Source organism: Endozoicomonas sp. ALB091 (genome assembly GCF_049310265.1).
Taxonomy (GTDB): domain Bacteria; phylum Pseudomonadota; class Gammaproteobacteria; order Pseudomonadales; family Endozoicomonadaceae; genus Endozoicomonas.
The window spans coordinates 985675-1008974 of sequence record NZ_JBLYNQ010000006.1; the positions used below are offsets into that span (position 1 = coordinate 985675).

General features: G+C 49.9%; 22 protein-coding genes and 2 pseudogenes. 7 read left to right on the forward strand and 17 right to left on the reverse strand.

Annotated features, from left to right (window positions below; translation table 11 throughout):
• Positions 1-70: 70 nt before the first annotated feature.
• The 4 genes from tuf to rpsL form a co-directional block, all read right to left on the reverse strand.
• Entirely contained in the window at positions 71-1264 is a 1194-nt protein-coding gene (gene tuf / locus ACO6UX_RS11250) for an elongation factor Tu (protein WP_257294232.1), read from the reverse strand.
• 155 nt (positions 1265-1419) lie between these two features.
• On the reverse strand, positions 1420-3522 hold the full coding sequence (gene fusA / locus ACO6UX_RS11255; RefSeq protein ID WP_422447584.1) for an elongation factor G: 2103 nt from the start codon (positions 3520-3522) through the stop codon (positions 1420-1422).
• An 18-nt stretch (positions 3523-3540) separates the two neighbouring features.
• A complete protein-coding gene (gene rpsG, locus ACO6UX_RS11260; protein WP_101748087.1) occupies positions 3541-4011 on the reverse strand; it encodes a 30S ribosomal protein S7 in 471 nt (156 codons plus the stop codon).
• Positions 4012-4160: 149 nt separating this feature from the next.
• Positions 4161-4535, reverse strand: coding sequence for a 30S ribosomal protein S12 (gene rpsL / locus ACO6UX_RS11265; protein WP_101748082.1), 375 nt, complete (start codon positions 4533-4535; stop codon positions 4161-4163).
• A 501-nt stretch (positions 4536-5036) separates the two neighbouring features.
• On the opposite strand from rpsL, the gene glpX reads away from it, so the two are divergent.
• The gene (gene glpX / locus ACO6UX_RS11270; protein ID WP_422447586.1) at positions 5037-6047 is read left to right on the forward strand and encodes a class II fructose-bisphosphatase; all 1011 of its coding nucleotides are present in this window, start codon (positions 5037-5039) and stop codon (positions 6045-6047) included.
• 353 nt (positions 6048-6400) lie between these two features.
• On the opposite strand, the gene ACO6UX_RS11275 is transcribed toward glpX, so the two are convergent.
• Both ACO6UX_RS11275 and ACO6UX_RS11280 read right to left on the reverse strand, forming a co-directional pair.
• Complete coding sequence (locus tag ACO6UX_RS11275; RefSeq protein ID WP_422447939.1) at positions 6401-6616, reverse strand: group II intron maturase-specific domain-containing protein; 216 nt, start codon at positions 6614-6616, stop codon at positions 6401-6403.
• Positions 6617-6809: 193 nt separating this feature from the next.
• A pseudogene (locus ACO6UX_RS11280) lies at positions 6810-7436 on the reverse strand (reverse transcriptase domain-containing protein); the annotation flags it as partial.
• A 635-nt stretch (positions 7437-8071) separates the two neighbouring features.
• Between ACO6UX_RS11280 and ACO6UX_RS11285 the strand changes: the two are divergent.
• Complete coding sequence (locus ACO6UX_RS11285; RefSeq protein ID WP_422447588.1) at positions 8072-8230, forward strand: sigma factor-like helix-turn-helix DNA-binding protein; 159 nt, start codon at positions 8072-8074, stop codon at positions 8228-8230.
• A gap of 81 nt (positions 8231-8311) precedes the next feature.
• Positions 8312-9088 (forward strand): IS21 family transposase, encoded by a 777-nt coding sequence (gene istA / locus ACO6UX_RS11290; protein ID WP_422447941.1) that lies wholly within the window; start codon positions 8312-8314, stop codon positions 9086-9088.
• A gap of 133 nt (positions 9089-9221) precedes the next feature.
• On the opposite strand, the gene ACO6UX_RS11295 is transcribed toward istA, so the two are convergent.
• The 5 genes and pseudogenes from ACO6UX_RS11295 to yhhA all read right to left on the reverse strand — a co-directional run bounded on the left by ACO6UX_RS11295 (position 9222) and on the right by yhhA (position 13586).
• A complete protein-coding gene (locus ACO6UX_RS11295; RefSeq protein ID WP_422447590.1) occupies positions 9222-9737 on the reverse strand; it encodes a hypothetical protein in 516 nt (171 codons plus the stop codon).
• 216 nt (positions 9738-9953) lie between these two features.
• Positions 9954-10553 (reverse strand): cyclophane-containing peptide 2OG-Fe(II) oxygenase YhhC, encoded by a 600-nt coding sequence (gene yhhC, locus ACO6UX_RS11300; protein ID WP_422447592.1) that lies wholly within the window; start codon positions 10551-10553, stop codon positions 9954-9956.
• A 4-nt stretch (positions 10554-10557) separates the two neighbouring features.
• Positions 10558-11670, reverse strand: a pseudogene (yhhB, locus tag ACO6UX_RS11305) (cyclophane-forming radical SAM/SPASM peptide maturase YhhB); the annotation flags it as partial.
• Positions 11671-11703: 33 nt separating this feature from the next.
• Positions 11704-13338, reverse strand: coding sequence for an IS1634 family transposase (locus ACO6UX_RS11310; RefSeq protein WP_422445567.1), 1635 nt, complete (start codon positions 13336-13338; stop codon positions 11704-11706).
• Between the two features lie 98 nt (positions 13339-13436).
• On the reverse strand, positions 13437-13586 hold the full coding sequence (gene yhhA / locus ACO6UX_RS11315) for a YhhA family cyclophane-containing RiPP (RefSeq protein ID WP_422447594.1): 150 nt from the start codon (positions 13584-13586) through the stop codon (positions 13437-13439).
• A gap of 297 nt (positions 13587-13883) precedes the next feature.
• Between yhhA and ACO6UX_RS11320 the strand changes: the two genes are divergently transcribed.
• Both ACO6UX_RS11320 and ACO6UX_RS11325 read left to right on the forward strand, forming a co-directional pair.
• Positions 13884-14159 (forward strand): transposase, encoded by a 276-nt coding sequence (locus tag ACO6UX_RS11320; protein WP_422447596.1) that lies wholly within the window; start codon positions 13884-13886, stop codon positions 14157-14159.
• Positions 14160-14276: 117 nt separating this feature from the next.
• The gene (locus tag ACO6UX_RS11325; protein WP_422447598.1) at positions 14277-14510 is read left to right on the forward strand and encodes an IS3 family transposase; all 234 of its coding nucleotides are present in this window, start codon (positions 14277-14279) and stop codon (positions 14508-14510) included.
• Positions 14511-14543: 33 nt separating this feature from the next.
• On the opposite strand, the gene ACO6UX_RS11330 is transcribed toward ACO6UX_RS11325, so the two are convergent.
• Complete coding sequence (locus tag ACO6UX_RS11330) at positions 14544-14921, reverse strand: hypothetical protein (RefSeq protein WP_422447600.1); 378 nt, start codon at positions 14919-14921, stop codon at positions 14544-14546.
• Between the two features lie 141 nt (positions 14922-15062).
• Between ACO6UX_RS11330 and ACO6UX_RS11335 the strand changes: the two genes are divergently transcribed.
• Positions 15063-15326 (forward strand): YihD family protein, encoded by a 264-nt coding sequence (locus ACO6UX_RS11335; protein ID WP_422447602.1) that lies wholly within the window; start codon positions 15063-15065, stop codon positions 15324-15326.
• A 27-nt stretch (positions 15327-15353) separates the two neighbouring features.
• Here the strand turns inward: ACO6UX_RS11335 and ACO6UX_RS11340 are convergent, their stop codons facing one another.
• Together ACO6UX_RS11340 and ACO6UX_RS11345 are read right to left on the reverse strand one after the other, a co-directional pair.
• A complete protein-coding gene (locus ACO6UX_RS11340) occupies positions 15354-15947 on the reverse strand; it encodes a hypothetical protein (RefSeq protein ID WP_422447604.1) in 594 nt (197 codons plus the stop codon).
• A gap of 70 nt (positions 15948-16017) precedes the next feature.
• Positions 16018-16194, reverse strand: a complete 177-nt coding sequence (locus tag ACO6UX_RS11345) for a hypothetical protein (protein ID WP_422447606.1) — start codon at positions 16192-16194, stop codon at positions 16018-16020.
• 4 nt (positions 16195-16198) lie between these two features.
• On the opposite strand from ACO6UX_RS11345, the gene ACO6UX_RS11350 reads away from it, so the two are divergent.
• The gene (locus ACO6UX_RS11350) at positions 16199-16558 is read left to right on the forward strand and encodes a hypothetical protein (RefSeq protein ID WP_422447608.1); all 360 of its coding nucleotides are present in this window, start codon (positions 16199-16201) and stop codon (positions 16556-16558) included.
• Here ACO6UX_RS11350 and ACO6UX_RS11355 read toward each other — a convergent pair whose 3' ends face one another.
• From ACO6UX_RS11355 to rpoC, 3 genes are all read right to left on the reverse strand, one after another.
• Positions 16559-17317, reverse strand: coding sequence for a TlyA family RNA methyltransferase (locus ACO6UX_RS11355; RefSeq protein WP_422447610.1), 759 nt, complete (start codon positions 17315-17317; stop codon positions 16559-16561).
• Between the two features lie 146 nt (positions 17318-17463).
• Positions 17464-18444: a hypothetical protein gene (locus tag ACO6UX_RS11360; protein ID WP_422447612.1), complete on the reverse strand. Its 981-nt coding sequence runs from the start codon at positions 18442-18444 to the stop codon at positions 17464-17466.
• Positions 18445-19046: 602 nt separating this feature from the next.
• Positions 19047-23258, reverse strand: a complete 4212-nt coding sequence (rpoC, locus tag ACO6UX_RS11365) for a DNA-directed RNA polymerase subunit beta' (protein WP_422447614.1) — start codon at positions 23256-23258, stop codon at positions 19047-19049.
• Positions 23259-23300 lie beyond the last annotated feature (42 nt).

Consider the following 23300-nt stretch of genomic DNA (forward strand, 5'->3'; position numbering starts at 1 on the left):
AAAACGAGAAACCCCGGCCTAAGCCGGGGTTTCTATGGGGTTTGGGAATACATTTTCGTTAGAAAATGTATTACTCCATGATTTTGGCAACAACGCCAGCACCAACAGTACGGCCACCTTCACGGATCGCGAAGCGCAGACCTTCTTCCATCGCTACCGGGTTGATCAGGGTAGCAACGAAGTTGATGTTGTCACCAGGCATGACCATTTCAACGCCTTCGTTCAGTTCTACAGCACCGGTTACGTCAGTAGTACGGAAGTAGAACTGTGGACGGTAGCCCTTGAAGAATGGCGTGTGACGACCGCCTTCTTCTTTGGACAGGATGTACACTTCAGCTTCGAACTTGGTGTGCGGAGTAACGGTTCCTGGCTTAATCAGACACTGACCACGCTCAACGTCTTCACGCTTGGTACCACGCAGCAGGGCACCGATGTTCTCGCCTGCACGACCTTCGTCCAGCAGCTTACGGAACATTTCAACACCAGTAACGGTAGTCTTGGTCGTCTCTTTGATACCAATGATTTCTACTTCGTTACCAACGTTGATGATACCACGCTCAACACGGCCAGTTACTACGGTACCACGGCCAGCAATGGAGAATACGTCTTCGATCGGCATCAGGAATGGCTGATCGATCGCACGCTCTGGCTCTGGGATGTACTCGTCCAGAGTTTCTACCAGCTTACGTACAGCAGAAGTACCCATTTCGTTGGTGTCTTCGCCGTTCAGGGCCATCAGGGCAGAACCGATGATGATTGGCGTGTCGTCACCCGGGAAGTCGTAGGTGTCCAGAAGTTCACGAACTTCCATCTCGACCAGTTCCAGCAGCTCTTCGTCGTCAACCATGTCGGCTTTGTTCAGGAATACCACGATGTAGGGTACACCTACCTGACGAGACAGCAGGATGTGCTCACGAGTCTGTGGCATGGGGCCATCGGCAGCGGAACATACCAGAATAGCGCCGTCCATCTGGGCAGCACCGGTGATCATGTTCTTAACATAGTCAGCGTGTCCTGGGCAGTCTACGTGCGCGTAGTGACGGTTTGGAGAGTCGTACTCTACGTGTGCAGTAGAGATGGTGATACCACGCTCACGCTCTTCTGGAGCGTTGTCGATCTGGTCGAATGCACGCATGGTGCCGCCCCAGATTTCAGCACATACACGAGTCAGCGCTGCAGTCAGAGTGGTTTTACCGTGGTCAACGTGACCGATGGTGCCGACGTTTACGTGCGGCTTCGAGCGTTCAAATTTTTCCTTAGCCATGTCTCTTAACCTTTAGCTATAGATAGTTCGAGGGTAGCAATATCAAGCAGGGCATTCTAACAGCCATTGTCACCGGAAAGAATTTCTCATGTTAAAAAAACATAAAAAAAACGGTTATTCCCGGGAAGCCGACGGTCAGAACCCCTTAGTTAATATCAACCCTGGTTTTTGATGACCGCTTCAGCAATGCTGGCGGGCGCTTCGGCATACTCATGGAATTCCATGGAGTATGTTGCACGCCCCTGAGTTGCTGAACGCAGATCGGTAGCGTAGCCGAACATTTCACCCAGCGGCACCTGAGCATTAATCACCTTGCCAGAAGGTGTATCTTCCATCCCCTGAACAATACCGCGACGACGGTTCAGGTCGCCCATAACGTCACCCATGTAGTCTTCTGGTGTTACCACCTCGACCTTCATCATAGGCTCCATCAGGACAGGCTTGGCCTGAGGCGCGTATTTCTTCAGAGCCTGCGAAGCAGCGATTTTAAACGCCATTTCGTTAGAGTCAACATCGTGGAATGAACCATCGTACAGACGAGCTTTCAGACCCAGCAGCGGGTAGCCGGCGATAACGCCGTTCTTCATCTGTTCTTCGATACCTTTCTGGATAGCCGGGATGTATTCCTTCGGAATCACACCACCCACGATTTCGTTGATGAATTCCAGACCTTCTTCACCGTCGGAAGCAGGCGAGAACTCAACAACAACGTGACCGTACTGACCGCGACCACCAGACTGCTTGGCAAACTTGTGGTTAGCGTCAACAGAGCCTTTCAGCTTCTCACGGTAGGCAACCTGTGGCTTACCAATGTTCGCTTCTACCTTGAACTCGCGACGCATACGGTCAACGATGATGTCCAGGTGCAGCTCACCCATACCGGAGATAATGGTCTGGCCACTCTCTTCGTCAGTGTGTACGCGGAAAGATGGATCTTCCTGGGCCAGTTTGCCCAGAGCGATACCCATTTTTTCCTGGTCAGCCTTGGTTTTGGGCTCAACCGCAACAGAGATTACCGGCTCCGGGAACTCCATACGTTCCAGAGTGATAATGCTGTCCATGGCACACAGAGTGTCACCAGTAGTGACATCTTTCATGCCGATCAGCGCTACAATGTCACCAGCGACGCACTCTTTCAGCTCTTCACGGTTGTTAGCGTGCATCTGTACCATTCGGCCAACACGCTCTTTCTTGTGCTTAACCGGGTTGTATACCGTGTCACCAGAGTTCAGAACGCCGGAGTAGTTACGAACGAAGGTCAGAGTACCCACGAACGGGTCGGTGGCAATCTTGAACGCCAGAGCGGAAAAAGGCGCGTTGTCATCCGCTTCACGGGTAGCAACCGTACCTTCTGCGTCGTCCAGGATACCTTCGATTGCCTTCACTTCTTTTGGCGAAGGCATCAGCTCGATAACGGCGTCCAGAACAGCCTGTACACCCTTGTTCTTGAAGGCAGAGCCGCCAAACACCGGGATGATTTCATTGGCCAGAGTACGGGCACGGATACCGGCCTTGATCTCTTCTTCTGACAGATCACCCTCTTCCAGGTATTTTTCCATCAGTTCTTCAGTGGCTTCAGCAGCAGCTTCGACCATGTACTCACGCATTTCTGCGCACAGCGCTTCCATGTCGGCAGGAATGTCTTCGTAAGTGAAGCTCATACCCTGGTCTTCTTCGCTCCAGATGATGGATTTCATCTTAACGAGGTCAACCACGCCCTTGAACTCGTCTTCGGCACCGATGGTCATCTGCATGGGTACAGCGTTGGCATTCAGACGGTCACGCAGCTGGCTGATCACCATTTCGAAATCAGCACCGGTGCGGTCCATCTTGTTGACGAAGACCATACGGGGAACTTCGTACTTGTCAGCCTGACGCCAGACGGTTTCAGTCTGAGGCTGAACACCGGAAGAACCACACAGTACGACGACAGCACCGTCGAGTACACGCAGGGAACGCTCTACCTCGATGGTAAAGTCAACGTGTCCTGGAGTGTCGATGATATTGATACGGTGCTCGTCAAATTGAGCATCCATACCACGCCAGAAACAGGTAGTAGCAGCAGAGGTAATGGTGATACCACGCTCCTGCTCCTGCTCCATCCAGTCCATGGTGGCAGCGCCATCATGAACTTCACCGATTTTATGGCTCAGACCGGTGTAAAACAAAACACGTTCTGTGGTCGTTGTCTTACCCGCGTCAACATGGGCACAGATACCAATGTTGCGATAGCGGTTGATCGGGGTTTTACGGGCCACGACTCAATCCTCTGATACTTAGAAACGGTAGTGGGAGAATGCCTTGTTGGCTTCAGCCATACGATGCACGTCTTCACGCTTCTTAACGGCAGCACCCTTGCTTTCGGCAGCGTCCAGCAGCTCTCCAGCCAGGCGGAGTTTCATGGACTTTTCACCACGCTTGCGCGCAGCGTCTACCAGCCAGCGCATGGCCAGGGCAGTACGACGGGCAGGGCGAACTTCAACGGGTACCTGGTAAGTGGCACCACCAACACGGCGAGACTTAACCTCTACCATAGGAGCGATGGTTTCCAGAGCTTTTTCGAACAGCTCCAGAGGCTCCTTATTGGTACGCTCCAGAACGATGTCCAGGGCACCATATACGATCTTTTCAGCGACAGATTTCTTACCGCTGACCATCACGTGGTTGATGAATTTAGTGAGTGTTTTGTTGCCAAACTTAGGATCTGGCAGCACGTCGCGCTTAGCGACTACGCGTCTTCTTGGCATTGATAAGCCCTCTACGTCGGTCTTCAGGTAATCCAGGATCAATCAATGACTTTTTCGATACAAAAAAGCAGTGACCTGGCCTTACTCTCATCAACCTGATATTAAAAAAATTTTTACCCGGCTTGACACTAGTCTCTTGCAACTAGTTTCTAGCCCTTAGGTCTCTTGGTACCGTACTTGGAACGGCCCTTCTTACGGTCGTTAACACCCTGGGTATCCAGGCTACCGCGAACGGTGTGGTAACGAACACCTGGCAAGTCCTTTACACGACCGCCACGGATCAGAACAACACTGTGCTCTTGCAGGTTGTGACCTTCACCACCGATGTAGGAAGTCACTTCAAAGCCGTTGGTCAAACGCACACGACATACTTTACGCAGCGCAGAGTTAGGCTTTTTAGGGGTAGTAGTATAAACACGGGTACAAACCCCGCGACGCTGAGGACAGGCCTGCAGCGCAGGCACGTCCGTCTTTCTAACCTTACGCTTCCGGGGCTTGCGCACCAGCTGGTTAATTGTTGCCATTCAGCAAACTCCAATCTCTATTCGAGAACCGTTTCTAAGTGTTGAGTCTGAACCGTCAGAGGAAAGAGCAGTCCAGACTCCTGCTTTAAACAGCAAAAGCCGGCAGAAACCGGCTTATACGACCCGGTCCACGACTAACTCACAAGAAGCGAACCACGGGCAAAATAAAGCGCAGAAATTCTACGGATCGACAAAAGCAACGTCAAGTAGGGGATTCAGCCATATAAAGCGAGAAATATCCCATACTCTGGCACAGAAGCGTGTTTAACAGGGGATTCTTACTGTTTTAAGGAGGGCTAACCAAAGACAGGGAAGATAATTTACGGGCAAAAAAGTTAACGCAGGAAAGCCAGAAAAAACAGATAACCTAATGATTTATATATTCTTTAATAAATACCCCTTATCCGGCAATCACTTCCCCGAACAAGTGATAAGCGCTGCCAGAGCATTACCAGATATGCTAAAGTCGCCACCCCACACACCTTCAAAGTTTAAAACTCAATGAAACGCGAACTGGCAATCGAATTTTCACGGGTCACCGAAGCCGCCGCCCTGGCAGGTTATAAATGGCTGGGACGAGGCGATAAAAATGCCGCTGACGGTGCTGCCGTCGAAGCCATGCGCACCATGCTGAATAAAGTCGATATGCACGGTGAGATTGTGATCGGTGAAGGAGAAATCGACGAAGCACCCATGCTGTATATTGGTGAAAAAGTCGGCACCGGCAATGGTGAAAGCATTGATATTGCTGTCGACCCGATTGAAGGCACACGCATGACGGCCATGGGCCAGAATAACGCCATCGCCGTTCTGGCTGCCGGTGAAAAAGGCTCCTTTTTGAAAGCGCCGGACATGTATATGGAGAAGCTGGTCTGTGGACCGGGCGCCAAAGGCGTGATCGACCTGAATCTGGGGCTGCGTGAGAATATCCGTAATGTCGCCCGCGCCCTGCACAAACCCGTCGAGAGTCTGGTGGTCATCACCCTCGCCAAACCACGCCATGATGCCGCCATTGCCATGATGCAGAGCATGGGTGTTCGCGTCTTTGCCATTCCCGACGGGGATGTTGCTGCTTCCATTCTTACCTGCATTCCCGACAGCGAAGTTGACCTGATGTACTGCGTGGGCGGAGCACCGGAAGGCGTAGTTTCTGCAGCCGTTATCCGGGCACTGGGTGGTGATATGCACGGCCGTCTGGTAACCCGTGACAAAGCCAAGGGGGAAACGCCGGAAAACATTGAAGCAGGCCGACTGGAAGCGGAACGCTGCCGGGAAATGGGAGTAGAGCCGGGTAAAGTACTGCGCCTGGATGATATGGCCAGTTCCGATAACGTCGTCTTTTCAGCCACCGGCATTACCAAGGGTGATTTGCTCCAGGGCATTATGCGCACCGGCAATATCGCCACTACCGAAACCCTGGTGGTTCGCGGTAAATCCCGAACCATCCGCCGCATCCAGTCCACACACTATCTGGATCGCAAGGATGATGATATTAAGAACATCATTCTTTAATCCACCAGGAGGATGTCTGGGAATAGCTCCCGTCTGGTAAACCATTTCAATGGGTTTGAGGCGTACAATCTCCGTTCACCCTGAGCGGAGTCGAAGGGTGCTTGGCACGATCTAAGTTTCCGCCCTTCGACAGGCTCAGGACGAACGGAGTGCGAAGGCACCACAACCTGTCAAACTAATTGAAACCATGTACAAGAGCAATCGGGATAGTGCAGAGTCTCACAACTCTGCTCCTCCCACAACACCGGCCATACGGATCACGTAGCACGGCGTTTCAAATCTACTCTGTATTCATCTTGCCGCCAATTCTGGCAGCCCGAGGTTCTTGAAATATCTATTCGGCAATGCTTGAGTTAGTGCCGACTACCACTCAACCGCATAGGTCCATGAGCTGATTTTGCCGTATTCCACGCAAGGAAACGACTTACTCCCAGAAGCCTCAACATTCGGTAGCCTTTGCTGCCCCATTGCTTCAGGATATAACACCGTAATCGTCGTCGAATCCATTTGTCCAAATCTCGCAGAGGACTCAGTATTTCGGCAATGTCGAAATACGCTTTGACCACCACGGACGATGGGAAGCCTGGTTTTGCAGGAGCAAAAACCAGCCCAACCAAGCAGGGATTTTCTAAGCTCTGCAATAATCCGGATGATTGAATGGCCTCTCGTTCGACGGCTCAGTTGTTTAACGGTCGTTTTCAGTGTGGTCAACGCTTTATCACTGACTTTTACTTTTAACACCCGTCGACTGAACGTAAATCCAAGGAATCTGCGCTCCCAAGGTCGGCCTGCTGCGCTTTCCTGGGTATTCACTGTGAGTCGCAGTGATTCTCCAAGATAACGTTGCAGGCTTTTCATCACGCGCTCACCCACTGTTTTGCTTCTGACGAAAATTACGCTGTCATCGGCATAACGAGCAAACCGAAGGTTCCGCTTTTCCAGTTCCCAGTCCAGATTATTCAGCACTATGTTTGAAAGAACAGGCAACAAAGGGCCACCTTGTGGTACACCTTTCACACTGGCTTGCTTTGTTCCATTAATGCAAACACCCGTTTTCAGATAACGGTTGATTAACCGAAGCAGAGTGGCATCCTTATGGTGAGCTTTGAGTTGTGTCATCAATAAATCATGATTGACATTATCAAAGAATGCCTCAAGGTCGCCGCCCACCACCCAGCTGTTTCCGTCTCGTATGACTGATTGTGCGTGACGTATGGCTCGATGTGCATTCCGGTGAGGGCGAAAACCGTAACTGTTGTTATGGAATTTGCTGTCCCACTCTTCCTGCATAATATGGGCAACAGCCTGCTGTATCAGTCGGTCAAGTACGGTAGGAATACCCAGCTTGCGTTTGCGGCCATCCGGTTTTGGGATTTCCACCCGCAGCACGGGCCTGGATTGGCAGGCTCCTTCTGCCAGTTACTGCCGAATCTTTGGCCAGTGTTGTTTCAGGAAGTCTGGAAGTTCATCAACGGTCATGCCATCAATACCTGTGGCTCGTTTATTACGTTGAACCTGTTTCAGTGCACGTACCAGATTATTCCTGTCCAGTACCCGCACCATCAAAGATGAACAAAAGATGCTTTTTTACAGTGAAGAGCGGTTTAATCGGGTCTCCCGTTTCCGGTTCACCCTCTGTTTTATCCCGAGACAACGACAGTTGTTTAACAGATGCCATCCGAAATCACTTCCCCGATGATTACTTTCCAAGATTTGTTCTGGCCTTCAGTGGCCGGAGACCACCTACTATGCCGTCTGCTGATAGGGCTATGGATAGCCCGTATGCCGAAAATGCAGGAGCAATTTTCGGTCTTCTGCACTGCGATCACAGCGGATTGCTCCGTTGTGGGTATTCCGGAGGCATTCGGCCACCCATTCCGGTAACATCCGGCCACTGATTCCGGAAACATTCGGCCACCTATTCCGGTAACATCCGGCCACCCTTTTCCAGCCAGCGACGCAGTCTTTTTCAATAACCGTTACCCTCGTTCTTGAGACCCTTTCAAGGATGACGGGATTGCATCATGAAGAGACTGCCCATGCGCAAAATTCGTGAAGTTTTCAGGCTCAAATTTGAGCACAACCTCAGTGAGCGAAAGATCGCCCAAAGCTGCAATATCTCCCGCTCAACCGTTAAAGATTATCTGGCCCGGCTTTCGGTTTCTGACCTGGCCACTGCCTGACTCCATTGATGAGCATACGCTGGAGCAGCAATTGTTCCCCGTCAAACCATCATCAGGCAGGAACAAGCAGGCTCAGCCTGACTGAAGCCAAATTCATCAGGAACTGCGGCATCCCGGTATGACCCTGATCGACTTTGGCAGGAGTACAAAGCCTGTCATCCGGATGGTTATCAGTACAGCTGGTTCAGTGACCAATATCGCTCATGGAAGAACCAGGTGGATGTGGTCATGCGGCAAAACCATATAGCCGGAGATAAACTCTTTATTGACTATGCAGGTCAAACGATGCCTGTCGTTGACCAGTACACTGGTGAAGTACGACAAACACAGATTTTTGTCGCCACACTGGGAGCTTCCAACTACACCTATGCTGAAGCCACCTGGAGCCAATCGCTTCCGGACTGGGTCGGCTCTCATGTACGTGCCTTTGACTATTTTGGAGGCACTCCCTGCATACTGGTCCCTGATAATTTGAAATCAGGCGTAAAACAGCCCCATCGGTATGAACCGGTGATCAACCCCACCTATCAGGATCTGGCTGAGCATTATCAGGTAGCCGTTGTTCCCGCCCGGGTCAGGAAACCTCAGGATAAGGCCAAGGTTGAATCTGCCGTACAGGTGGTCGAACGCTGGATACTGGCCAGCCTGCGTAACCAGACATTCTTTACCCTGTCGGCACTGAACAAAGCGATTCGCAGCCTGCTGGATGAGCTGAATAACAAACCGTTCCAGAAAATACAAGGTAGTCGTCGTTCACTGTTTGAGGAGCTGGACAAACCGGCACTCAAGCCTTTACCTGCAGAGCGTTATCAATACGCTGAGTGGAAAGAGGCCCGGGTACCAATGGCACTGACTTAAGCTCACTTCCCTTGGTATTTCTTGAGTCTGCGTGCCTGCGACCTTTAATGCTGGAGCCTTTTATGGGGTTTTGGCCGCTTCTTAACGGCCCTTGGCTCCGACCGACCGGGCCGATTTCCAACAATATGCTGTCCTATGTTCGGGAAACCAAGCCCTTTTTTTGTGTGCCAGGCTGAGGATATTCTTTCTGATTTTTCTCGGTGTCAGGCATCAACAATGTTGAACCATCAGTAAGCAGTACACGACGTTGATGCCATAGCCATGATTCTGGTGAGGCGTGATCAAGACTATTGCCAGATATGCGCAACAAACCTCCTAGGGATGCTTCACTCAACCGTTGCCTCGCTTTGCAATATGCGCTGGTGTCAGTGTTGGGCACTTTCTTCTTGTTGCCCCTGACGACCTGCTCTCTCGCTTCATCAATGAGGGTGTGGCGACATGATTTGGTGTCACTGGCCACCTGCCGCATGAACAAGGTTAATGTTTTGATGGGTGGAAAATCGCTTTCCCTGCAGCCGGGGTAACAATTCTGAAAAGAGTTAAGGCCATCAGAGGTAAGGATTGATGAAAATTCATCACTTTCAGTCTGTGCAAATTGGTGAAGGCATTCATCTGCAAGGGACAGAAACTCTTGGCTACACTTGTTCATGGCTTGCTCGGAAGGGAAATATTTAGGCTTGTGACTTTTTATAGTCGCTTCTTTCCGAGTAAGCCTTGAATTATCAAGGGCTGAGGCCTTAAGTCAATGCCATTGGAGTCTGCCCCCTGTTTAAACGCTTACAACAGGATAAGATTGCGGCCGGGCGCAATCTATCCTTATTCGTTTATGCGCCTTTTATTAGGTATCAAATCCGTGAAGAGAGGATTAAATGATTTCTTTTGGAGATGTTTCTCTAAAGGAATAGACAATTGTATATCTTTCACCATCATGAACAGTGCTAACAGCATGATGTGAATTTTTCGAAATCTCAAAGCCCTGAACCGAGGCGGATATTGGTTCTATTATATCAGACCATTTATCATTTTCTGGGTCTTCAAAAAATATCAAAAGACCACCACTGTGTTTAGTGTAGTTTCTGTTTAATTGAAAAAGAATTCTATGAGTTTCTCTTCCTTCTTTGTCAATAAAATCATTATGGACGCGGATTGTTTGCCCGGCTACTAGCTTGTGAGCGATAACATCGACTTTATCTGAAAGCTTCACTTTAAATATGCTTTCGATAGTATTGGTCAGTTGGGCAAGTGTTTCATCACTTGAAAGATGGGATATTTTTTCAGGTAAGTCTGTATGTAAAAGGCTAAATTCATACTGTTCATAAAAATCTGTCTCTACAAGCTCCCATGGTGCACTATCTTCAAACCATTCTATCCATGATAAAATATTTTCTTTACGAGAACTTGAAGTTCCAAAAAAATACTTAAATGGTTTTGTTTTTAGCTCATAGCTGTCAATTTGTGGAAACATACCATTACTCTACATTTTCTATATTCAAGCTTTCTAAACGCGAGCTAATATTTTCAATGAAAAATCGATGATCTTTGCAAAATACTGATGGGTTATTATAACCATTTGCTGCGCTCCATCTATACAGGGGCATCCCTCCTCCACATACTTTCAAGACAGGGCATTCAGCACATTCTTTAGCTGTAGGTTGTTGTAGCTTTGAAGCCTCAATGAATTCGGGAGAATCTAGTATCACCGACAATGGGGTGTTAGAAATATTTTTTCTGGTAGAAAAGAAGTCTGCACCATCAAATGATAATCGTAAAGTATCATTTTTTCTTATCTCACCATCAGTTTCGACAATAAGGATTCCAAAGGATTCCTCACCTCGACCTTCTTTTGAAGACTCTCCACCAAGTGACAACTTTATAATGTCATCAATGCTAGGAATTTTAGGTGGTTCTGGGTCTGATAAGTACGTTCCCAAAAGCTCCGTCATCCATGTTCCGTATTCTAGGGAGTCGAAAGAAAGCTTTCCTTTCGGGAGATAATCATGATTACCATCTTGAAATAAGAAGTCCATGCTTGGTGTATTTAGACTTTTAAGGAATTTGTATGTAACAGATGGTGATACTGATGGCTGGATTACTGATAAAGTTCCAGCAAAAAGGAAGCTGCTATCCTTGTGACTACTTAATTTTTTAATTCCTTGGATCGTACTTGCAAATGTACTTTTTCCGTTGTGTCCAACTCTTGCAATATCATTCGCGTATTTGTTACCGTCAATACTAACAGATACACTAACTCTTTTGGAGGAGAATAAATCAAGCAGCTTATTGGTAAGAAGGCCACCATTGGTTTGTAAGCTTATAGGGTAAAGATGTTCATCTAATTTTTCACGCAGCAATGTTAGCAACAATTTCAGACGATCATATCCTAATAATAATGGCTCGCCACCATGCAAGACTATAGCAAAACCTTGCTTTTGTTTTAAAGACTGCTCTATTAAGCGGTTGGAAAGTACCTTTATAGTCTCAACTGACATTCGTTTAGGTTGTTGCTCCCAACTAGTGTCTTTGCCTTGGTAAACATAGCAATAAGAGCAGTCTAAATTACACCGGCTTGCAGCTTTAATTAATACTGTGTCTAAAGCTGCCTTTCACCACCCCTATCAGGAATACACCGACTCGTAAAAATTGCCCAAAATCTGCATGATCGTCCATTGTCTTTCCTTCAAACCGATCACATGTTCCTCCTGATTATTGACCGTTAAGACATTTATTCCCTGGAAACAGAAAAACACCCATCTCGCCGTTGGGTTCTGGCAGGGCTTCTTTTTCTGGTTTGGAAATACTCGGCTCTGTTTCTTCAGCTCGTGCCTTATTTTGTGCTGGATAGCAGCATAGACCATCAGGCACAGTGTCATCACCATTAACAGAGCTTCAATGCGCTCAGCTTTCTTCAGATAGAGTGAAGAGACCAGAAAGTCCGGGCTTTTCAGGAATCGAAAGCCGCCCTCAACCTGTTGTTGTGACTTGTAGGTAGACAATAGCTCCGTCGCACTCATGCAATTCTGATCCAATTCATTGGTGCCCAGGATAAAGCAACCCAGTGAGGCCTGTGCATTCTCCCTTTTCTGACAGGGAACAAAGCATTCAGCCTGCACAAAGTACTCGAAGTGATCAGGCTTGCTATCCGGCGATGGCCGTCCCCTGCCCGAATAACAGGGTTTACCGGTAACCTCAGGCTCCGTTGCACTCTGGCAGAGTTTCGATTGTTTCTGCCATAAGGCAAAAGCCTTCAATGCATCGTCCCGACACAGAAAGGCCTTTTTTCCCAGCTTTTCCAGATCACGGGCTTCTTTCAGTGACTGCTTCTGCATCTTTCGGGTCAGTGTTTTCTGTTCAACCAGCCTGCGCTTTTTGTTGAGAAACAAGAACCATCGTTGTTTAACATCTCCATAGCAGGAAGGCACTTCAGCAGAGTAATAATCTTCATAGCCTTCAACCGGCTCCAATGACATGGCTGGCGCTTTGCCGACCAGCTCCTTTGCACCCTTGATATTCAGGGGCACACGGGAGATAAACAGCTGCTTTTGCTCGTCAAGCAACTGAAGGGTTTCAGCAACGTACATGGCGGCATCAGCGACCAGATAGCGGCTATTCAAAGTCTCCTTGAAACACGACAGATGATTTTTGATAATTTCCTGAAAACAAGTTTTGTCGTTTACATTACCGCTCGCAGGTGCCATAAACACTGGAATACCTGCCTCATTTTCGGTCATTAACTGCAAGACCACCTGATTCAGGTCAGGTCGGTGGTCACGGCTGTAACCGCGGCAGATATGGATACAATTCAAGTCATCAGGATTTTCATGACTGTTATAGATTCCATCCACATGAAAGCTGGTGCCATCCAGATTCAATGCCTTGCAGGGCAGCTTCAGATGATTGACAACCTTAACGGCAAGGTTCAGGTACAAGTCACTGACGCCAGCGTCGTACAGGCTATCAAGGGCCCGACCAAGTACCTTGTCGTTCAAGTGTTCGGGCTGTATGCCTTCCCCGATGAGGCGATCAATCGGCTTGTCCTCAAAAAACTCAGGGAACATATACAGAGTTTGCCCTGTAAACCCCAACCCATTGATGATCATTGCGACCACCGCTTGTCCTATAGTGACATGACGCACATCGGAGTCATTAGTTATACGCGCATCGATGTATTCGGCTATCCTTAGCTCCCGACACATAGCGGCAACCAAGCCAAGGTGGTTCAGGTTCTTAAACTGGTATTGAACTGGCAACATGTCGACGTTCCTGAATATCTGATCAATCCTTTGACAACAGATTTCAGGAAAATATCAATCGGGGTGGTGAAAGGCAGCTAAAGGTACTTCCACTACGGTTACTGACCTCTGTTATGGCGATTATGAGTTCTATCGTATCTAGACATGGTAGTCTTACTATTTCTAACTTCCTCCATAAGGCGGGCTAGAACAGGACTGGCTGAGTTGCTTGGTGCGAATTTGTTTTTTGTAGTTGTTGAAGCTTGCATTTTTTAATCCTTTTTTTGTCGCAAGGGAATCATATAAGTATTTTGCCCTGTATCTCAAGAAAAAAAATGAAGCGCGCTAACTTATTAATTGCTATCGATTTTATATTTCTGCACTGCTGTAAATCAATGATATTTAATGAAATACAACATGAAACATAGAGGTGTGATTGTATGCTTGCACGATGCATGAGGTGCAGAGTGCTTAATCGGGATAGGACAGAGTCCCACAACTGAAGTGGTTTAATGACTTAGGACACCTCGTTAATCACAATAGTGCAGTTGATGACGAGGTAGAAAGTGACAAAGCAGCGTAAGAATTATTCTCCGGAATTTAAGCGTAAAGCCATTGCTATGGTAGTTGAACAGGGGCAGGCTGCTACAGAAGTGGCCAGAAGTCTTGGTATCCATGATGGCAACCTGAGACGCTGGGTACGGGAGCAGAATGAAAAAAAGGAAATGTCTTTTCCTGGCAAAGGGCAGCAAGCTCTGACGCCTGATCAACAGCGAATAAAAGAACTTCAAGGAAAATCGTGGGCTGGTCAATGTCGCATGACGACAGAATTACCTTTATAGGCGTTGAGAATGGCGTGGGGGAGCCGCCGTAGGCCTGGCCCGGCAGTACTCCACCATTCGGATCAGGGGAGTCAGTATGCTTCTCTGGACTATCAGGCTCAGCTCATGGAGTACGGCATGATCTGCAGTATGAGCCGTAAGGGAAATTGCTGGGATAATGCAGTGACCGAACGCTTCTTTGGAAGCCTGAAAAGGGAAAGGACTGATCATTATATTTTCGAAACAAGAGCAGATGTTGAAGCAGCGGTTATTGATTACATTTTGTTCTACAACAACCACAGACTTCACTCCTATCTTGATTACGTGAGCCCTGAGGACTTTGAACAACAGGAATTCAGGAAAGCGGCTTAATCAGGTATCCATTTGTACTTGACCACTACACATCTATGAATCCACTACACAGTGATCTTTGGACATACCAAGCAACTCACAAGGGGAGTCACAATTCGGGTTAATAACACCCGTTTCCCTGAACTCTCCCAAACAGGCAGCACGAAAAGCAATCTCTTGTTGGATAGCCCTAAAGCTGTAGGCCACAGTGGCCACATTCACTGCCAGCATAAGCTTTGTGCGCCTTGATGGGCTCCAGCCCTCCAGAGCGCATTGCGACAGGCCCAGGATACTACCAAAAGTCCCGGTAACGAACGTCACTGAATAACTCTGCCATTTTGGCTGAGAGAAGCCGAAAAGCGAGCTTTCATTGGTGGTCATTGTTTTAAGGCCAAACATGGCAAGATGTGCTGCTGCATCCCCAATATTCATAGATAATAATTCCGTTTTGCTTAAAAAAAATTGTTCGATAGACTGCTGTCAGACACTTGGAACTAGTGAAAAGTTCCAGATGATTCGTGCTCTTGCCACACCGGCGAAGCACCTCCAAACCTTCACCTTGAGTACTGAAATATGAGCAGTCACAGAATTAACGAATTGATCGAGCTCCTCTCCCCACAGTGGCAAAAACAGGATCACCTGAATCTGGTACAGATTATTGAGGCCCTGGCCACAGAAGCTGGCCATAAAGGGCCTCTTCACGAAGTAACGGATGACCTGCTGATGTATCATCTGAAAATGAAAGGCGAGGCTCCGGATGCGATGATTCCGGGCCTCGCCAAAGATGTTGAGGTCGATTTTAAGGAAGCGCTTCTCAAGGCCCGTGGCTGTAAATGACCAGGGAACGCGCCGACTATTGAGAGGTCAGTGCTGCACACCTGAAGACAATGTCTTCAGAACAGCCTTGAGGGTATTATCATTAGCTTTCAAAGAGCCACCCAGGTAGGCAAATTCCAGCAGCGACTGGTCAGGTTTCCAGCCGTGGGAAAGACGATAGATAATACCCACCACACCGCCACGCTGGGTGCCTCCCACGCAGTGCACATACACCGGAGCAGGATGAGCACTCAATTGTTCCGCAATATGCCGGATTTGGCTCTGGTCAAGGCTGGCATTCTTGTCAAAGGATAAATCAACAACTTTAATACCCTCACTTTCCAGCCATTCACGCTCTTTATCAGCCGAGGTGATGGCAAAAACGGTTTTTATGCCAAGGTTGGCAAGACTGTGGGCACCTTCAGCACTTTCCAGCTCACCTCCCCGGTAGAAGTGATCGTCATAACGAATCAGCCAGGTTTTCAGGCCATCTCTCTTGCCAAGCACCTCATAACTCTGATGGTTCCATTCATCAGCTGTTGGCGGCAGGACTCCACGAAAACCGGATTCATAGGCCGTGACTCTGTTCTGTCCCCAGTCACAAGCTTCCTCATGGTCGGCAAGGGCACCAGGTGAAAACATATTGAGAGCCACGAAAAACAAGGAAGGGACCCAGAACCGGCAAAGTTTGACAAAGTACATTGCACTAACCTCAATCATTACTTGACAGGGTGTGGTTAAAACTAGCACAACGTTGTTTTTTTTCTAATTGGCTGATTGCCTGAAAACCAAATCCTTCCAACCACAAAGCCATCTCCTTTTTTTCCCGGTCCTGCCGATGCAAACAGTCTGAAAAGGCCTCAGAAAACTCGATGACCACAGCACTCAACAGAATGACCGGCTCCATTTTAGCGTTGACCATTTCGGCATCAGCCGCAGTGAGCAGGGCACAGCCATCAGAGTCCTGGTATCAGCAAGTCTGGTGTGAAGGGATGGATGGTAAAGTGGAACACCGGCTAAAAGACGGCCGACGTATTGACTGCCTTACGGATCAATACGCCATTGAGATTGAATTTGCCCGAAAGTGGCCGGAGGCAATCGGTCAGTCATTAAACTACAGCATGCTGACCGGGAAAAAAGCGGGGATTGTTCTGATTCTCAAAACGGCAGAGGAGCATTCCCACTGGCAGCGACTGAAGACCGTTATCAAACACTACACACTGCCCATCAAAGTATGGAAACTGGGTCCATGATCATTGGCGCTGAGCCCAGATAAAAAACTCACGATTGCCATCACCACCGGTAATCGGGCTGTCAAAATAACCACGAACCTGTAAATCAAGCTCAATGCAGCAGGCTTTGATTGATTGCTCAACCTCTGGATACAACCGGGAATCCTTGACAATTCCTCCCTTACCCAGACCGCCAGGCCCCACCTCAAACTGGGGTTTCACCAGGCTCAGCAGCTGCCCTCCCTGCTTTAGCAGAGGCACCAGCGATGGCAAAATTCTGGTTTGGGAAATAAACGACACATCCATAACCGCAAGATCAAATCCCTGTTGCTGATCCGTATGGTCAAGGAGTGCAGCAGGCAATGCACGGGCATTCATCCCTTCAAGACAGATCACCCTGGGATCCTGACGCAGCGACTCGACCAGCTGGCCATGACCCACCTCAACCCCTATGACTCTGGACGCCCCGGCCTGCAATGCACAATCTGTAAACCCACCGGTAGACTGGCCAACATCAATCACGGTCGCACCGGTCAGGGATATACCAGACACCGCCAGTGCTCCGGCCAGTTTCATTCCACCCCGGGAGACAAATTGATCGGCTTCATCCTGACAGATATCAATCTCAACCCAGTCAGGGTATTTCTGACCCGCTTTGCCCGGCGTTTCCCAGCCTCCTGACTGCCGGACTTTCACCCTGCCTTCACTGATTAATCGCTGGGCCCGACTTCGGGAAGACACTTTACCCTGATCCACAAGAATAAGATCGAGTCTGCGCATAAATAAACTTTAAATAGAAACGACAACTGATCCAGCATTATACACCAGTCGCAAATCACTTCAGGTATTGCAATGGCCATACTCACCGAGGGTGATTTAACTGAAGCCTGTCAGGGAAATAATCACAGGCACGGATACTGGAAGAATTAACGAAAGCGCGCTTCATCGGCATCTTTACGGGCCGCTTTCCACTGATAAAGTGCCAAACTGGCGACTTTATCTATTTTATGCATCACTTCCTGCGCCCTGCCTTCATCCGCTATGGTCCACGGAGCAGTTATCCCGTGAAGAATATCAACCTGCACTTTTTGAGACACAGGCCGCCCTCTTTTACCCTGGGAACCCGCTTTGCCTGACTCAAGAAAAGCGTCTGCCAATTGTTCATAATCCGCTCGACGCGTCCGACGTATTTCAGGGCATGGGTTGTGAAAAGTCTCCCCCAGAATCTTATTGACAATTTTACCCACATCATCTCCAGCTGAACTCACTCCTGATAACTCATGCAGCAAGGTAAGAAAGATGCGAGGTCTTATTACACAGGCGATCTGTAAGGCTTCTTTCAGGCTGACATCATCCGGCAGGCCTTTCTCTATTGCTCCCTTCTTTCTGGATGCCTCTTGATTCAATCGATTAACCGCAGCCATTGTCCTCTCTGCTGTCAAGGCATCCACCCTGGCATTCAAATCTGAAAAGTTCATCAGCAGATCATCAAGGACTTTCATTAATGCGACAATGTCGTGTTTTGAGCATCGGCCATCTCCTGATGGCCCGGGCAAAGTGGGCGGAGGATCATTAGACGTCACATTATGATGACTTTCTTCTTTCATTGGGCCACGATAGTAAAGCGCCCCCGCCGCAAACCCACCCCCAAGGTAAAAAATCGTAGGAAGGGAAATCATACCGGTGTAGAGACCAATACCGGCGACCACCCCCACCCCTCCCAATCGTTCACACCAGGTTTTGTTCTCCCGGTAAGTGTTTCCAACAACAGGCAACAGCTTTTTGGTCACAGGAACACAGACATCCCACACCCAGGCTCTTGCCCTCTGTAAACGGCCGCCCTCCCCTGCAGGACCGGGCTGAGTCAGATTCCGTGAACCAGCTGTTTTGACAGCTAACGCTTCCACACCTCAATCCCCTGAAAACCATAGTGGCTGGATGAGTCCAACCATTATTGGAATAACAGACACAAACCGGGTATTTAGAGTGCTAGGAAGAAACACCAGTTCCCCTGTATAACTACACACACCGTCAAGTATGCGTAAAATATTCGTTGGCTAACTCAGGAAGCTGATCAGCAATAAAGTCACCAGGAGCCTGTCGGACTTAAGCGTCCGTCTAGTGCAGTTAAGCGCTGATACCCATACCATTCGTGAAAGCTTGTTGAAGTGCGGTGGCACCATCCTTCGGCAAGCTCAGGATGAACGGGGTGTACGGGTATTAACGCTTTTCTGTACCAGTACATGGTTTCAATGAGTTTAACGTGTACAATCTCCGTTCACCCTGAGCGGAGTCGAAGGGTGCTTGGCACGATCTATCAGAGTCCGGAGTTTCCGCCCTTCGACAGGCTCAGGACGAACGGAGTGCGGAGTCACAATAACCCCTCAAACTCATTGAAACCATGTACTAGTCCCAAAACATTTATTGTTTTTTTTCAACAGACAAAAAAAAGCCACCGGTCAGGTGGCTTTTTTTGGATGTTAAAGGCAGGCCTTTAACGGATCAGCAATTAAACTTCACCGAAGTTCAAAGCATCAGACAGTGCCTGCTCGACTTCAGAAGCCGATACCTTGGCCGGAGTCTCAAACTCAACTTCTTCACGTCCCTTACGACGCTCAGCGTGGTAAGTCAGACCGGTACCTGCCGGGATCAGACGACCAACGACCACGTTCTCCTTCAGGCCGCGCAGGTAATCGCGCTTGCCGGTTACTGCCGCTTCGGTCAGGACACGGGTGGTCTCCTGGAAGGAAGCCGCAGAGATGAAGGATTCTGTTGCCAGAGATGCCTTGGTAATACCCAGCAGCACGCGCTCGAACTTGGCCGGGAAGCCGTTTTCACGGTTAACACGGTCATTCTCTTCCAGCAGGCGTGTGTACTCCAGCTGGTCACCACGGATAAAGGTCGAGTCACCGGTATCGGTGATTTCTACCTTACGCAGCATCTGACGCAGAATGGTCTCAATGTGCTTATCGTTAATCTTTACACCCTGCAGACGGTATACGTCCTGGATTTCGTTAACGATGTAGCGAGCCAGTTCACCAACACCCAGCAGACGCAGCACGTCGTGTGGATTGGTCGGGCCGTCGGAGATAACTTCACCGCGGGTTACCTGCTCACCCTCAAACACGTTGAGGTGACGCCATTTCGGAATCAGTTCTTCATAAGGATCAGTACCGTCAGTCGGTGTAATCACCAGACGCTTCTTACCTTTGGTCTCCTTACCGAAGCCGATGGTTCCGGAGATTTCCGCCAGGATCGAGTGCTCTTTTGGCTTACGGGCCTCAAAGAGGTCAGCAACCCTTGGCAGACCACCGGTGATGTCCCGGTTACCGGAAGACTGCTGAGGAATACGGGCAAGTACCGCACCCACTTCCACCGTGGCACCATCCACCAGGTTCACCAGGGCGTTCGCTGGCAGGAAGTACTGGGCAGGAACGTCAGTACCTGGCAGCTTCAGTTCATTACCATTGGCGTCTTTCAGCTGAATGGCTGGACGAATATCCTTACCGGCGGACGGACGATCCTTCGGATCCATCACTTCCATATTGGACAGACCGGTCAGTTCGTCAGTCTGAGTCTTCACGGTGATGTTTTCATCCATACCCTGGAATTCAACAATACCGGCGGTTTCCGTGATGATCGGGTGAGTGTGTGGATCCCACTTGGCCACCGTCTGACCCGCTTCCACCAGGTCGCCGTCCTTCACTGAAATCATTGCACCGTAAGGCAGCTTGTAACGCTCACGCTCACGGCCAAATTCGTCAGCAATGGCCAGCTGTCCGGAACGGCTGACCGCTACCAGAGTGCCGTCCTTACGTTCAACCGACTTCAGGTTCAGCAGACGGATAGAACCTTTGTTCTTCACCGTTACGCTGTCTGCCGCTGCGTTTCTCGATGCCGCACCACCGATGTGGAAGGTACGCATCGTCAGCTGTGTGCCCGGCTCACCGATGGACTGGGCAGCGATAACACCCACTGCCTCACCCTTGTTCACCAGGTGACCACGACCCAGGTCACGGCCATAACACTTGGAACAGATACCGTGACGGGTTTCACAGGTAATTGGGGACCGTACGCGCATCTCGTCAACATTCATGGTTTCGAGACGCTTCACCCACATTTCATCAATCAGGGTGCCGGCGGGTACAGCAATTTCACTGTCGCTGCCTGGCTTGAGTACGTCTTCTGCCACCACACGGCCCAGAATACGCTCACCCAATGGCTCAACGATATCACCGCCTTCAATGTGCGGCGTCATCAGCAGGCCGTCGCTGGTACCACAGTCGTCTTCAGTGACCACCAGATCCTGGGCAACATCAACCAGACGACGGGTCAGGTAACCGGAGTTCGCTGTTTTCAGCGCGGTATCCGCCAGACCCTTACGAGCACCGTGGGTGGAGATGAAGTACTGGAGTACGTTCAGACCTTCACGGAAGTTGGCGGTAATCGGCGTTTCGATGATAGAGCCGTCTGGCTTGGCCATCAGACCACGCATACCGGCCAGCTGACGAATCTGTGCCGCACTACCCCGGGCTCCGGAGTCCGCCATCATGTAGACGCTGTTGAAGGATTCCTGCTCTTCTTCCTCGCCCTGCTTGTTGATCACCGTGTCGGACTTCAGGTTATCCATCATCCGCTTGGCCAGCATTTCGTTGGCACGGGACCAGATGTCGATAACCTTGTTGTACTTCTCGCCGGCAGTGACCAGACCAGAAGCAAACTGGTTTTCGATCTCCTTAACCTCTTCGTTGGCGTCATCAATGATGCGCGCCTTCTCAGGAGGAATAACGAAATCGTTAACACCGATGGAGGTTCCGGAAATGGTTGCATACTGGAAGCCCAGATACATCATCTGGTCAGCGAAGATAACGGTTTCTTTCAGACCAACGTTACGGTAACAGGCATTCAACAGGCCGGAGATCGCCTTCTTCTTCATGGCCTGGTTAACCAGGGCAAAAGGCAGACCTTTAGGCACGATATCCCACAGGATCATTCGACCAACGGTGGTATCCGCCAGGAACTTGTTGTCGTGCTCGACACCTTCACCGTCCCGGTATTTCTCATGGACACGAACCTTGATGCGGGCATGCAGATCAACCGCCTTGGTGCGGTAGGCTCGCATGACTTCGTCGATATCAACGAAGGCCATGCCTTCACCCTTGGCATTGATGCGCTCACGGGTGATGTAGTACAGACCCAGTACCACGTCCTGGGAAGGTACGATGATCGGCTCACCATTAGCGGGTGCCAGGATGTTGTTGGTGGACATCATCAGGGCACGGGCTTCCAGCTGGGCTTCCAGCGTCAGCGGTACGTGCACCGCCATCTGGTCACCGTCGAAGTCGGCGTTATAGGCGGCACACACCAGTGGGTGCAACTGAATCGCCTTACCTTCGATCAGTACCGGTTCGAACGCCTGAATACCCAGACGGTGCAGGGTTGGCGCACGGTTCAGCATGACCGGGTGTTCGCGGATGACATCCGCCAGAACGTCCCACACCTCAGGGGTTTCCCGCTCAACCATCTTCTTGGCGGCTTTAATGGTGGTAGCCAGACCTTTGGCTTCCAGCTTACCGAAGATAAATGGCTTGAACAGTTCCAGCGCCATCTTCTTGGGCAGACCGCACTGATGCAGACGCAGGGTAGGACCTACGGTAATAACCGAACGACCAGAGTAGTCTACACGCTTACCCAGCAGGTTCTGACGGAAACGACCCTGCTTACCCTTGATCATGTCGGCCAGGGACTTCAGGGGACGCTTGTTGGAACCGGTGATGGCACGACCACGACGGCCGTTGTCCAGCAGCGCGTCAACGGACTCCTGCAGCATCCGCTTTTCGTTACGGACGATGATGTCCGGCGCGTTCAGGTCCAGCAGACGCTTCAGACGGTTGTTACGGTTGATCACCCGGCGATACAGATCGTTCAGGTCAGACGTGGCAAAACGGCCACCGTCCAGCGGCACCAGAGGGCGCAGATCTGGCGGCAGAACCGGCAGAACGGTCAGGATCATCCACTCAGGGTTGTTGCCTGAGTTATGGAACGCTTCCAGCAGCTTCAGACGCTTGCTCAGCTTCTTCAGCTTGGTTTCAGAGTTGGTCTGTGGAATCTCTTCACGCAGCGTGTTGACTTCGTCTTCGATGTCGATATCCGCCAGCAGACCTTTGATGGCTTCGGCCCCCATGCGGGCATCAAAGTCATCACCGAACTCTTCCAGGGCTTCGTAGTATTGCTCATCCGACAGCAGCTGGTTTTTCTCCAGCGTGGTCATGCCCGGATCAACAACAACGTAAGATTCAAAGTACAGTACCCGCTCGATATCACGCAGGGTCATGTCCAGCAACAGACCGATACGGGATGGCAGGGATTTCAGGAACCAGATGTGGGCCACCGGGCTGGCCAGCTCAATATGACCCATGCGCTCACGACGCACCTTGGCCAGGGCAACCTCAACACCACACTTCTCACAGATAACACCACGGTGCTTCAGTCGCTTGTACTTGCCACAGAGGCACTCGTAGTCTTTGACCGGGCCAAAAATCTTGGCACAGAACAGACCGTCACGCTCAGGCTTGAACGTACGGTAATTGATGGTTTCCGGCTTTTTCACTTCGCCGTATGACCAGGACCGGATCATGTCCGGTGAAGCCAGCGCAATCCGAATAGCGTCGAATTCGTCCGTCTGGCCCTGTGTCTTGAGCAGATTCAATAAGTCTTTCAAGATCGTATCTCCTCGCGGTGCAAGGTGCCTGCTGTTCTATCA